The organism is Ramlibacter rhizophilus (genome assembly GCF_004681965.1).
GTDB classification, from domain to species: Bacteria; Pseudomonadota; Gammaproteobacteria; order Burkholderiales; family Burkholderiaceae_C; genus Ramlibacter; species Ramlibacter rhizophilus.
In genome coordinates this window covers 705,804-718,285 of sequence record NZ_SMLL01000003.1, presented here as the reverse complement: position 1 = coordinate 718,285, position 12,482 = coordinate 705,804, and the positions used below count along the sequence as shown (strand labels likewise).

At 69.2% G+C, this 12,482-nt stretch carries 12 protein-coding genes; 2 read left to right on the top strand and 10 right to left on the bottom strand.

Annotation, left to right across the window (positions count from 1 at the left end):
- Nucleotides 1–2: 2 nt before the first annotated feature.
- From phoU to pstS, 5 genes are all read right to left on the bottom strand, one after another.
- On the bottom strand, nt 3–704 hold the full coding sequence (phoU, locus tag EZ242_RS09775; protein WP_135284946.1) for a phosphate signaling complex protein PhoU: 702 nt from the start codon (nt 702–704) through the stop codon (nt 3–5).
- Between the two features lie 26 nt (nt 705–730).
- The gene (gene pstB, locus EZ242_RS09770) at nt 731–1,513 is read right to left on the bottom strand and encodes a phosphate ABC transporter ATP-binding protein PstB (RefSeq protein WP_135284945.1); all 783 of its coding nucleotides are present in this window, start codon (nt 1,511–1,513) and stop codon (nt 731–733) included.
- Nucleotides 1,514–1,523: 10 nt separating this feature from the next.
- Complete coding sequence (gene pstA, locus EZ242_RS09765) at nt 1,524–2,420, bottom strand: phosphate ABC transporter permease PstA (protein ID WP_135284944.1); 897 nt, start codon at nt 2,418–2,420, stop codon at nt 1,524–1,526.
- On the bottom strand, nt 2,417–3,448 hold the full coding sequence (gene pstC / locus EZ242_RS09760) for a phosphate ABC transporter permease subunit PstC (RefSeq protein ID WP_135284943.1): 1,032 nt from the start codon (nt 3,446–3,448) through the stop codon (nt 2,417–2,419). The genes pstA and pstC overlap by 4 nt, the downstream gene beginning before the upstream one ends.
- Before the next feature lie 76 nt (nt 3,449–3,524).
- Nucleotides 3,525–4,577, bottom strand: a complete 1,053-nt coding sequence (pstS, locus tag EZ242_RS09755; protein ID WP_135284942.1) for a phosphate ABC transporter substrate-binding protein PstS — start codon at nt 4,575–4,577, stop codon at nt 3,525–3,527.
- 190 nt (nt 4,578–4,767) lie between these two features.
- On the opposite strand from pstS, the gene ppx reads away from it, so the two are divergent.
- Nucleotides 4,768–6,255 (top strand): exopolyphosphatase, encoded by a 1,488-nt coding sequence (gene ppx, locus EZ242_RS09750; RefSeq protein ID WP_135284941.1) that lies wholly within the window; start codon nt 4,768–4,770, stop codon nt 6,253–6,255.
- A 407-nt stretch (nt 6,256–6,662) separates the two neighbouring features.
- The gene (locus tag EZ242_RS09745) at nt 6,663–7,106 is read left to right on the top strand and encodes a hypothetical protein (RefSeq protein WP_135284940.1); all 444 of its coding nucleotides are present in this window, start codon (nt 6,663–6,665) and stop codon (nt 7,104–7,106) included.
- On the opposite strand, the gene EZ242_RS09740 is transcribed toward EZ242_RS09745, so the two are convergent.
- From EZ242_RS09740 to EZ242_RS09720, 5 genes are read right to left on the bottom strand one after another with little or no spacing between them, the layout of a single operon-like run.
- Nucleotides 7,107–7,568 (bottom strand): SixA phosphatase family protein, encoded by a 462-nt coding sequence (locus tag EZ242_RS09740; protein WP_135284939.1) that lies wholly within the window; start codon nt 7,566–7,568, stop codon nt 7,107–7,109. It lies immediately after the preceding gene.
- Nucleotides 7,559–9,691, bottom strand: a complete 2,133-nt coding sequence (gene ppk1 / locus EZ242_RS09735; protein WP_135284938.1) for a polyphosphate kinase 1 — start codon at nt 9,689–9,691, stop codon at nt 7,559–7,561. The genes EZ242_RS09740 and ppk1 overlap by 10 nt, the downstream gene beginning before the upstream one ends.
- Nucleotides 9,692–9,697: 6 nt before the next feature.
- The gene (locus EZ242_RS09730) at nt 9,698–10,780 is read right to left on the bottom strand and encodes a glycosyltransferase family 4 protein (RefSeq protein WP_135284937.1); all 1,083 of its coding nucleotides are present in this window, start codon (nt 10,778–10,780) and stop codon (nt 9,698–9,700) included.
- On the bottom strand, nt 10,777–11,652 hold the full coding sequence (locus EZ242_RS09725; protein ID WP_135284936.1) for a UDP-2,3-diacylglucosamine diphosphatase: 876 nt from the start codon (nt 11,650–11,652) through the stop codon (nt 10,777–10,779). The genes EZ242_RS09730 and EZ242_RS09725 overlap by 4 nt, the downstream gene beginning before the upstream one ends.
- Before the next feature lie 6 nt (nt 11,653–11,658).
- The gene (locus EZ242_RS09720; RefSeq protein WP_135284935.1) at nt 11,659–12,480 is read right to left on the bottom strand and encodes a GNAT family N-acetyltransferase; all 822 of its coding nucleotides are present in this window, start codon (nt 12,478–12,480) and stop codon (nt 11,659–11,661) included.
- Nucleotides 12,481–12,482 lie beyond the last annotated feature (2 nt).

Here is a 12,482-nt window from a genome sequence, read left to right as displayed (position 1 = left end):
GTTCAGCGCACGGCCGACTCGATCTGCTCCATCGAGAAGTGCCGCACGTCCGCTCCCTTGACCACGTAGATGATGAGTTCGCCGATGTTCTTGGCGTGGTCGCCGATGCGCTCGATGGCCTTGGCCAGGAACAGCAGGTCCAGGCTGGCCGAGATGGTGCGCGGGTCTTCCATCATGTAGGTGATGAGCTTGCGGTGGAAGCCGTCGAACTCCTCGTCGATCAGGTTGTCTTCCTTCAGGATGGTCACCGCGGCGCTCGTGTCCAGGCGGGCGAAGGCATCCAGCGCCTTGCGCAGCAGGCCTGCGGCCAAGTCCGCGGAGGTGCGCAGGTCGCTGGTGGGCAGGGCCCGCGCCGAGCCGCTCTCGATGATGGACTTGACCATGCGCGCGATCTTGGTCGCCTCGTCGCCCACGCGCTCCAGGTTGGCCGTGGTCTTGGAGATGGCCAGCAGCAGGCGCAGGTCGCGCGCGGTGGGCTGGCGCCGGCCGATGATGGAGGCCAGGTCGCGGTCGATCTCCACTTCCATGCCGTTGACGCGGGTCTCGATCTCCATCACCTGGCTGGCCGCCTCGGTGCTGAAGTGCGAGAGCGCGTAAACCGCCTGGTGGATCTGCGACTCGACCAGCCCGCCGAGCTCCATCACGCGGGAGGAGACGCCGTTGAGCTCGCTGTCGAACTGGGCGGAGATGTGCTTGTCGGGCATGGTGGGTCTTCTTCTGTTGAGTGCGGTCAGCCGAAGCGGCCGGTGATGTAGTCCTCGGTTTCCTTGCGCTTGGGCTTGAAGAAGATCTGTTCGGTCTCGCCCACCTCGATCAGGTCACCCAGGTACATGTAGGCGGTGTAGTCGCTGCACCGCGCCGCCTGCTGCATGTTGTGCGTGACGATGACCACTGTGTATTCGTCCTTCAGCTCGGCGATGAGTTCCTCGATCTTGGCGGTGGAGATCGGGTCCAGCGCCGAGCAGGGCTCGTCCAGCAGCAGCACCTCGGGCTTGATGGCGATGCCGCGCGCGATGCACAGGCGCTGCTGCTGTCCGCCGGACAGGCCCGCGCCGCTCTGGTCCAGCTTGTCCTTGACCTCGTTCCACAGGGCCGCCTTGCGCAGCGCCCATTCGACGCGCTCGTCCATGTCGCTGCTGCCCAGGTTCTCGAACAGGCGCACGCCGAAGGCGATGTTGTCGTAGATGGACATCGGAAAGGGCGTGGGCTTCTGGAAGACCATGCCGATCTTGGCGCGGATCAGCGCGACGTCCTTGCGCGAAGTGAGCAGGTTCTCGCCGTCCAGGACGATCTCGCCCTCGGCCCGCTGCTCGGGATAGAGCTCGAACATGCGGTTGAAGGTGCGCAGCAGCGTGGACTTGCCGCAGCCGGACGGGCCGATGAAGGCGGTGACCTTCTTCTCGGGAATGTCCAGGTTGATGGACTTGAGCGCGTGGAAGCTGCCGTAATAGAAGTTCAGGTTGCGCACCGCGAGCTTGGGCTGGGTCGCCGCAACGGGAGTGGCTTGGTTCATGGTGAGTGCCTCAGATCTTTGCGCGAGTGAGCACGCGGGCCAGGATGTTCAGGCCCAGCACGGCGATGGTGATCAGCGCCACGCCGGCCCAGGCGAGCTGCTGCCAGTTTTCGTAGGGGCTCATCGCGAACTTGAAGATGGTCACCGGCAGGCTGGCCATGGGCTCGGACAGGTCGGCGGTGAAGAACTGGTTGTTCAGGGCGGTAAAGAGCAGCGGCGCCGTCTCGCCCGAGATGCGGGCCACGGCCAGCAGCACGCCCGTCACCACGCCCGCGCGCGCCGCGCGCAGCGTGATGCTGATGATCACCTTCCACTTCGGGGCGCCGAGTGCGTACGCCGCCTCGCGCAGCGCCGAGGGCACCAGGGCCAGCATGTTGTCGGTGGTGCGGATCACGACCGGGATGACGATCAGCGCCAGCGCCGCCACGCCCGCCCAGCCCGAGAACTGCTTGAAGCGCGCCACCACGACGGCATAGACGAACAGGCCGATGACGATGGAAGGCGCCGACAGCAGGATGTCGTTGACGAAGCGCGTGACGTTCCCGAGCCAGCCCCGCGTGCCGTACTCCACCAGGTACACGCCCGCCATGATGCCGATGGGCGTGGCGATGAAGGTGGCCGCCAGCACCATCATGAGCGAGCCCAGCATGGCATTGGCGAGGCCGCCGGGCTCGTTGGGCGCGGGCGTCATCTCCGTGAGCGCCGCCCAGGTGATGCCGCCCAGGCCCAGGCGCGCGGTCTCGAAGAGGATCCACAGCAGCCACACCAGGCCGAAGGCCATGGCCGCCAGCGACAGCGTGAGCGCCACGTAATTGACGCGCTTGCGACCCCGGAACTTGGCCGCGCGCGCACGCTCGATGTCGGCGGCGGAAGCCGCGCCGCGGTTGGAGGAGGAGATGGCGCTCATGTCTTGCGGCCTTCGTTGCGGCGCAGGCGCGACAGCAGCAGCTTGGACAGCGCCAGCACCACGAACGTGATGAAGAAGAGGACCAGGCCCAGGTAGATCAGCGCCGCCTGGTGCAGGCCCGCCGTGGCTTCGGCGAACTCGTTGGCCAGGGCCGAGGTGATGCTGTTGGCCGGCGCGAACAGGCTCAGGCTGTCGAGCTGGTTGAAGTTGCCGATGATGAAGGTCACGGCCATGGTCTCGCCCAGTGCGCGGCCCAGGCCCAGCATGATGCCGCCGATGACGCCGCTCTTGGTGTAGGGCAGCACCACCTTGAACATCACCTCCCAGGTGGTGGAGCCCAGCGCGTAGGCCGACTCCTTGAGCATGTGGGGCGTGACCTCGAAGACGTCGCGCATCACCGCCGCGATGAACGGGATGATCATGATCGCCAGGATGATGCCGGCCGCCAGCACGCCGATGCCCACGGGCGGTCCGGAAAACAGCGCGCCCAGGTAGGGCACGTCGCCGAAGGCGGCCTGCAGGGGCTGCTGCACGTACTGCGCCAGCAGCGGACCGAAGACCAGCAGGCCCCACATGCCGTAGACGATGGAGGGCACCGCCGCCAGCAGCTCGATGGCGGTGCCCAGCGGGCGCTTGAGCCACTTGGGCGACAGCTCGGTGAGGAACAGCGCGATGCCGAAGCTGACCGGCACGGCGATGATGAGCGCGATGGCCGAAGTGGCCAGCGTGCCGTAGATCATCACCAGCCCACCGAACTCCTCGGCCACCGGGTCCCACACGCTGCTGGTGAGGAAGCCCAGGCCGTACTTCTCGATGGCCGGCCAGGCGCCCACCACCAGGGACAGCAGGATGGCGACCAGGACGCTCAGGGTGAAGAAGGCGGCCGCCGCCGCGGTCCAGCCGAAAAGGCGGTCCGCGAAGGCGCTGCCCCGGCCCGGCCGTCCGACCGGGGGAATGCTCGTACGCTCGTTTTGCACGGGCGCACTCAGATCGAAAGAAGCCTCATGGGCCGGGAGTCTAGTGGACATGAGGCTCTTGGTCGGTTCGGTTCACACGCGCAAAGGCGCCGCACGAGGGCGGCGCCATTCGCTGAAGGTCAAGGCATCAGAGCTGCGCGACGGACTTGCCGGAGGCGTCCTTGATCTCGGTGGACCAGAGCTTGCGCACCTGCTGCTTGACGTTGTCGGGCATGGGCACGTAGTCCAGGTCGGCGGCGGTCTTGTCGCCCTGCTTGTAGGCCCAGTCGAAGAACTTCAGCGCGGCGGCGGCCTGCTCCGGCTTGTCCTGCTGCTTGTGCATCAGGATGAAGGTGGCGCCGGTCAGGGGCCAGGACTGCGCGCCCGGCTGGTTGGTGAGGATCTGGTGGAAGCTCTTGCTCCAGTCGGCGCCGGCGGCGGCGGCCTTGAAGGCCGTGTCGTCGGGGGAGACGAACTGGCCCGCGGCGTTCTGCATCTGGGCGTAGTTCATCTTGTTCTGCTTGACGTAGGCGTACTCCACGTAGCCGATCGAGTTGGGCAGGCGACCCACGAAGGCGGCGACGCCCTCGTTGCCCTTGCCACCGGCACCCGTCGGCCAATTCACGGCCGTGCCCTCGCCCACCTTGGACTTCCAGTCGGGGCTGACCTTGGAGAGATAGTTGGTGAAGATGAAGGTGGTGCCGGAGCCGTCGGCGCGGCGCACCGGGGCGATGGCGGCGTCGGGCAGGTTCAGGCTGGGGTTGAGCGCCTTGACGGCCGGGTCGTTCCACTTGGTGATCTTGCCGAGGAAGATGTCGGCGAGCACCTGGCCGTTGAGCTTGAGCTGGCCGGGTTCGATGCCCTTGATATTGATCACCGGCACCACGCCGCCGATCACGGTCGGGAACTGGACCTGCCCCTTCTTCTCGAGTTCCTCGTCCTTCAGCGGCATGTCGGAGGCGCCGAAAGCGACGGTCTTGGCGTCGATCTGGCGGATGCCGGCGCCGGAGCCCACCGACTGGTAGTTCACCTTGTTGCCGGTGGCCTTGTTGTACTCGGCCGCCCACTTGGAGTAGAGCGGCGCCGGGAAGCTGGCGCCGGCGCCGGTGATGTCCTGGGCGCTGGCGTTCTGGGCGCTGGCGATGCCGGCGAAGGACACGGAGGCCAGGCCGAGCATGGCCGTCTTGAAGATGGTTTTCATGAGTCGCTCCACTTTGGAAGAGGTGGTTGGGTTGACGCAGCGGACTGTAGGCAGGCTTGGTGACAGGCTTGTGACACTGCCGCGCAGGCGGGGTTCTGCCGGGACTGTCACGCCATGTTCACGAAGTCGTCACGCAGCCCGGCCGCCCGCGGCACCGCGTGTCACCGCGCTTTGCTATGCTGGCCCGGGCATGAACAACGGAACGCTCCTGGCCGCGGTCGACCTCGGCTCCAACAGCTATCGCCTCGAGATCGGCCGCTACGAGCAGGGCCTGATCGAGCGGGTGGAATACCGCAAGGAGACGATCCGCCAGGGCAGCGGCCTCGACGATGCACGCCGCCTCACGCCCGAGGCCATGCAGCGCGGCTGGGACTGCCTGGCGCGCTTCGCCGAGCGGCTGGCGGGCTTCCCGCGCACGCAGGTGCGGGCCGTGGCCACGCAGACCCTGCGCGAGGCCCGCAACCGGGACGAGTTCCTGGTTCGTGCCCACCAGGTGCTGGGATTCCCGATCGACGTGATCGCCGGACGGGAGGAAGCACGCCTCATCTATCTCGGCGTCGCGCACCTGCTGCCGCAGTCCGACGAGAAGCGCCTGGTGGTGGACATCGGCGGGCGCTCGACCGAGCTGATCCTGGGCCGCGGCTTCGAAGCCGAGGTGACCGAGAGCTACCGCGTGGGCTGCGTGTCCTGGTCGCAGAAGTACTTTCCCGACGGCGAGTTCACGCCCGCCGGCTTCGAACGCGCGGAGGTGGCGGCCAAGGCCGTGCTCGACGAGGCGGTGGACCGCTACGCGCGCAGCGACTGGGAGCACGCCTATGGGGCCTCGGGCACCATCGGCGCCGTGGTCGATGTGCTGGCCGCCGCCGGCTGGCCGCCCGGGCAGATCCCGCGCGACGGCCTGCTGTGGCTGCGCGAGACGCTGCTGCAGGCCGGCCATGCCGACCGCGTCAAGCTGGCCGGCTTGAAGGAAGACCGCCGGCCCGTGATCGGCGGCGGCCTGGCCGTGCTGCTGGCGATTTTCGAGCTGCTGGAAATCGACGTGATGCACGAGGCGCTGGGCGCGCTGCGCCAGGGCGTGCTCTACGACCTGCTCGATCGCGAGCACGGCGACACCGACCTGCGGGGGGCCACCGTGCGCCGCCTCGCCTCCAGCTTCCAGGTGGATGCAGCGCAGGCCCAGCGGGTCGATGCGGTGGCCGTGCAGCTGCTCGATGCGCTGGTCGGCAGCGGCCGCTCGGCCGAAGCCGACCGGCGCCGCCGCAAGCTCTCCTGGGCCGCACAGCTGCACGAGATCGGCACGCGCATCTCGCACACCGACTACCACCGCCACGGCGCCTATGTCCTGGAGAACGCCGACGCGCCGGGCTTTGCGCAATGGGAGCTGCACCGCCTGGGGCTGCTGGTGCTGGGCCACCGCGGCAAGCTGCGCAAGCTGGAGGCGGACTTCGAGGACGACGTCTTCGTTCACCAGCTGCTGGCCCTGCGGCTTGCCGTGATCCTGTGCCACGCGCGGCGCGACCCGGATCTTTCGGGGATCTCCCTGTCCACGCGCGGCCGGCAGATCACGCTCTCGATGGCGCCGGAATGGGCGCGGCGCTACCCGCAGTCGGCCCACCTGCTGCGCGAGGAGGCCGTCGCCTGGCAGAAGACGGGACGCAGCTTGAGCGTGGAGGGCTGAGAGGCGCAGACCCGTGCGCGCGCCCTTCGACAGGTTCAGAAGGTGTGAATGAATCTACGGCGCGTCCCGATCTGGCGCCTGCGCTTCTCGCCGTACGCTTGTACGGCTGCGATGCTCCGCACCACCTCGGGCCGCTCGCTACGATTCCTTCACACCTTCTCCGGGCCAACGGAGTTTTTCCGCTCGACGATTGACCCTCCCCGTTCGGGGGGGTTTGCTTGCCCGAAGCCCCCAAACCGTTCGGGCTGAGCTTGTCGAAGCCCATCGCGCGAGACTCACCACGCTAGCCCTTCGACAGGCTCAGGGCGAACGGATCTGCGTTGCTTGGGCATGACCCTGTCGAAGCCCCTTGGCGCAACTCGTCAGTAACGGTATAAACCGTATATACCGTTCACCAGAGGAAGCCCATGCCCACTTCGCGCGCCGCCGCCCCGTCCCGCAACCCCTCCGCCGCCGCAGGCAGCAGCAAGCCTTCGAAGAAGGCCGTGGCGCCCTCGCCGGCCAAGCCCAAGGCCCGGCCGCCCGCCCCCACCGCGCCGGAGCAAAGCAGCAAGCCGCCGGCGAGCGCCAATGCCAAGGCCAAGCCCACGTCGAAGGCCTTGGCAAAGACCGCCGGCGAGGAGAAGCCTCGCAAGCCCAAGCTGGTGCGTGACAGCTTCACCATTCCCAAGACCGAGTACGCGGTGATCGACGCGCTCAAGGAACGCGCTGCGCGCGGCGGCAGCCCGGCCAAGAAAAGCGAGCTGCTGCGCGCCGGCATCAAGCTGCTGGCCTCCCTGGACGATGCGGCGTTCGCCAACGCGATGAAACAGGTGCCCACCATCAAGACCGGGCGGCCGGCCAAAGGCTGATCAGGCCAGCTCGGGCGTCATCACCGCCACGACGACGGTCTGCGGCTCGCCGTCGCGGTCCCGCCGTCGCAGCCACCAGAGGCCGCCTTTTCGCACCGGGCACTCGCCGCCGGGCAGCTCCAACAGCTTCGCCACCGTGCGCCCGAGGGTCGGCTGGTGCCCCACCAGGACGACGTGCTGGCGAGCATCGGGCCACTGCGCCAGTGCCAGCAGGGGGTCCACCTCGCCGTCCGGCGCGAGCGCCTCGCTGAGCTTGTACTTGCGTCCCAGCGCCAGCACCGTCTGCTCGCAGCGGCGTGCCGGGCTGCACAGGACCTTGGTCCCCTCGGGCAGGCGGCGGTCCAGCCAGGCGCCCATGCGGGCAGCCTCCTTCTCGCCGCGCCCGGTGAGCACGCGGTCCAGGTCCTCGCCTTCGGCATCGGCGTCCTCGGCATGCGCGTGCCGCCACAGGATCAGGTCCATCGCACCTCCTTCTCCGCCAGCGCCGTGCGCGCGGCATAGCGCTCCATCAGGGCCTGCTGCGCCCCGGGGCTGGCGGGGTCCAGCGCGGTCTCGACGCGGTGGTAGAGGCCGTCGGCCATCAGGTCCCAGGCGTCGCGTGCGTCGTGCAGGTAGGCGACCAGGCATTCGTCGACGATGCGCCGGCGCAGCACCGGGTCCAGCACCGGCCAGGCCAGCTCCACGCGCCGCAGCATGTTGCGGTTCATCCAATCCGCGCTGGACAGGTAGAGGCTCTCCTGCTCGCCGTGGCGGAAGTAGAAGACGCGCGAGTGCTCCAGGAAGCGGCCGATCACCGAGCGCACGCGGATGTTGTCGGTCATCCCCGCCACGCGCGCGGGCAGCATGCAGCCGCCGCGCACCAGCAGGTCGATGCGCGCGCCCTGCTTGCCGGCGCGCACCAGCGCGTTGATGAGGGGCACGTCGGTCAGTGCGTTCATCTTGAGGATGACGCGGGCATCCTCGCCCCGCGCGGCCGACGCGCCCACTTCCTGCACGCGCTCGATCAGCCGGCGTTGCAGGTGGAAGGGCGCGACCCAGGCCAGGTGCAGCTTGGGCAGGCGCACCTGGCTGGCGATGTGCACGAAGACGTTCTCCACGTCGGCCGTGAGCTGCGGATGCGCCGTGAGCACGCTCAGGTCGGTGTACAGGCGCGCGGTGCGCGGGTTGTAGTTGCCGGTGGACAGGTGCGCGTAGCGCACCAGGTGCTTGCCCTCCCGGCGCGTGACCAGCAGCATCTTGGCGTGGGTCTTGAGCCCGACCACGCCGTAGACCACCTGCGCGCCGATGGCTTCGAGCTGCTCGGCCCAGTTGATGTTGGCCTCTTCGTCGAAGCGGGCCTTGAGCTCCACGACGGCGGTGACCTCCTTGCCGCGCTGCACGGCTTCGCGCAGCAGGTCCATCATCACGGAGTCGGAGCCGGTGCGGTAGATGGTCTGCTTGATCGCCAGCACCTGCGGATCACGCACCGCCTGGCGCAGGAAGTCGATCACGCCGTCGAAGCTCTCGAAGGGCTGGTGGATCAGCACGTCGCCCTGGCGCAGGCGCTCGAAGATCGGCTGGCCCTCCACCAGCTGGCGCGGGTAGCTGGCCTTGTAGGGCGGGAACATGAGCTTGGGCGCATCGACCAGCTCGATGAGCTGCTGCAGCCGCACCAGGTTCACCGGCCCGGGCACGCGGTACAGGGCCGCGGCCGCGAGGCCGAACTGATTGAGCAGGAACTCCGCCAGCCGCTCCGAGCAACCGGCCGACACCTCCAGCCGCACGGCCTGGCCGTAGTGCCGCTGCTGCAGGCCCAGGCGCAGGGCGGTGCGCAGGTTGCGCACTTCCTCCTCGTCCACGGCCAGGTCCGAGTGCCGCGTGACGCGGAACTGAGAGAACTGACCGACCTCGCGGCCAGGAAAGAGGTCCTGCAGGTGGGCGCGGATCACGCTGGACAGCAGCACGCACAGGGTCTTGCCGTCGGCCACCTTGGACGGCATGCGGATCAGGCGCGGCAGCACGCGAGGGACCTTGACGATGGCGATGTCGTTCTGCCGGCCGAAGGCGTCCTTGCCCCCCAGCTGCACGATGAAGTTGAGCGACTTGTTGGCCACCAGCGGAAAGGGGTGCGCCGGATCCAGCCCCACCGGAATCAGCAGCGGCCGCACCTCGCGCTCGAAGTACTCCTGCACCCAGCGCCGCTGCGCCGCCGTGCGCTCCCCGTGCGAGACGATGGCGATGCCGTGCTCGGCCAGCGCCGGCATGAGCTGCTCGTTGTAGAGCGCGTACTGCTCACCGACCAGCCGGTGCACGATCTCCGAGAAAGCGGCGATGGCCTCCAGGCTGTAGCTGTCCTTGACCTGCCCGGGCTTCTGCGCCACCACGTAGGGGGCCGAGCGCACCTCGAAGAACTCGTCGAGGTTGGACGAGACGATGCACAGGTAGCGCAGGCGCTCCAGCAGCGGCACGTCGGTGCGGCGCGCCCAGTCCAGCACCCGGTCGTTGAAGGCCAGGATGCTGTGGTCGCGGTCGAGAAGAGGGATGTCGGCGGCCTCGGGGCCGAGCGCCGGCTGGGTGAACGGATCAGACGACAGGAGCGCGTTCATCGGTTCTCACTGGCCGGTGGGCACCCCGCCGGGCACGGCGGTGGGGACGGCACGGCCGCTGCGTGCGGGCACGAGGAAGCTGGCGAACAGGCGGGTGGCTTCGCGCCAGCTGAAGTCTTCGGCGCGCCGGCGCGCCTGGTGGCGCGGCACGCCGAGGGCGTCGCGGCAGGCCTGCAGCAGATCCTCGCTCATGGCGCCGCCCAGTGTACGCCCCTGTTCGTCGCGGCGGCCCAGCACTTCCAGGGGCCCGTCCACCGGAAAGGCGGCCACCGGCGTGCCGCAGGCCATGGCCTCCAGCATCACCAGGCCGAAGGTGTCGGCATGGCTGGGAAAGACGAAGACGTCCGCCGCACCGTACACCCGCGCGAGTTCGTCGCGCGGCAGAAGGCCGATCCAGCGCACATGGGGGTAGCGCTCCTTGAGCTGCGCCTCCACCGGGCCCACGCCGCAGACCACCTTGGTGCCGGGCAGGTCCAGCCGCAGGAAGGCGTCGATGTTCTTCTCGTAGGACACGCGGCCCACGAAGAGCGCCACCGGGCGCGCCACCGACCCCAGGACTTCGTGGCATTCAGGCGCGGACCGGAACCTGAACAGCGCGCAGTCCACGCCGTGCGTCCAGGCCCGCAGGTTCGCGAAGCCGCGCGCCTGCAGCATGCGCAGCACGCTGGCCGTGGGCACCATCACGCCCGAGGAGGGCCGGTGGAAGTGCCGCATGAAGGCATAGCCCCAGGACAGCGGCACGCGCGCGGCGGCGTGCAGGACCTCCGGGAACTTGGTATGGAAGGCCGTGGTGAAGGCCCAGCCCCGGCGCAGGCAGTGGCGCCGCCCGGCCCAGCCCAGCGGGCCCTCGGTGGCCAGGTGCACCGCGTCCGGCGCGAACGCATCCAGCCCGCGCGCGAGCGCGCGGCCGGGGAACAGGGCCAGCTCGATGCCGGGGTAGCCGGGGCACGGACGGGTGCGGAACTGCCCGGGCTCGAACACGCGCACCTCGTGGCCCAGCGCGGCCAGTTCCGCGCACAGCTCGATGAGCGTGGTGACCACGCCATTGACCTGGGGCGTCCAGGCATCGGTGACCAGGGCGATCTTCATGCGGTGGCCTCCTCGGCCGGGGAGTGGATGTCGTGGCGCGCAGCCGGTGTGCGCGCGTGGCCGATCGGCGTCCAGTGCAGCACCTCCAGGCGGCCGTCATGGTGTTCGACCAGCGCGGTGCGGCTTTCGACCCAGTCGCCGTCGTTGCAGTACAGCACGCCCTCGATCTCGCGCATCTCGGCGCGATGGATGTGGCCGCAGACCACGCCCTGGTGGCCGCGCCGCCGCGCCTCGCGCGCGACGGCGGCCTCGAAGTCGTTGACATAGTTGAGCGCCTTCTTCACGCGGCCCTTCAGGTAGGCCGAGAGCGACCAGTACGGCAGGCCCAGGCGCGCGCGCAGGGAGTTCAGGTGCCGGTTCAGGCGCAGGGTGAATTCGTAGAGGTTGTCGCCCAGGTAGGCGAGCCAGCGCGCGCACTGGATGACACCGTCGAAGTGGTCGCCGTGGATGACCCAGAGGCGCCGCCCGTCGGCCGTGACGTGCACCGCCTCCTGCAGCACCTCGATGCCGCCGAAGAGATGCCCGGCGAACTGCCGCGCGAATTCGTCGTGGTTGCCCGGCACGTACACCACGCGGCAGCCCTTGCGCGCGCGGCGCAGGATCTTCTGCACCACGTCGTTGTGCGCCTGCGGCCAGAACCAGCGCCGGCGCAGCTGCCAGCCGTCGACGATGTCGCCCACCAGGTACAGCACCTGGCTGGGGTGCTGCTTCAGGAAGTCGAGCAGCGCCTCGGCCTGGCAGCCGGGCGTGCCCAAATGCAGGTCGGAGATGAAGACGGCGCGCAGCGGCGGGGTCTCGCCGCCCTCGTCCGGCGCGTCGGCAGCCGACGCGAAGAAGGTCTCGGCACCCAGCGCGTCGAAGGCGGCCCGCATGGCTGCTCAGGCCCCGAGGAAGTGCTTGCGGTAGCGCGGCGGCAGGTCGCCGATGCGCATCAGCATGGGCAGGTCGGCGGTGTTGAAGTCCGGGTCCCAGGCCGGGGCGCCCAGCACCTTGGCGCCCAGGCGCAGGTAGCCGCGGATGAGCGCCGGGGGCTCCACCAACAGGGTCCCATCGAGCTGCTCCACCGGCAGCGGCAGCCGTGGGCGAACCTGGTACTCCACCGGGGCGAGGTGCGTGCGGCGCAGCTGCTCCCACACGCTCGCGGCCACGTCGCCGCTGACCACGCCCTCGTGCAGCATGGGGATGCTGGCGCAGCCGATCATGGTGTCGAGCCGGTTGCGCACCATGAAGCCGGCAAGCGCCCCCCAGAGCGCCAGGATCACGCCGCCGGGGCGGTGGTCCGGGTGCACGCAGCTGCGGCCCAGCTCCACCATGCGCTCGCGCAGCGGGCGCAGGCGCACCAGGTCGAACTCGGTGTCGCTGTAGAAGCTGCCGACGCGCCGGGCCTGGGCCGGCGTGAGCACGCGGTAGGTGCCGATCACCGCGCCGCTGGCCTGCTCGCGCACCAGCAGGTGCTCGCAGAAGTCGTCGAAGAGGTCGATGTCGTGGCCCGCGAGCGGCGTGCTCAGGCGCGCGCCCATCTCGGTGGCGAAGACGTCGAACCTCAGGCGCTGCGCCTCGCGGACTTCGTCCTCGTGTTGAGCCCAGGCCACCGAAATCGGGGCCGGTGACGGATCAGGTGCGCGATCCGCCCGGTGAAGTGACCCCCTGGGCAGGGTGGCGGGCGACAGCGGCAGCGTCGGGGTGGGAAGCTCTTTCACGG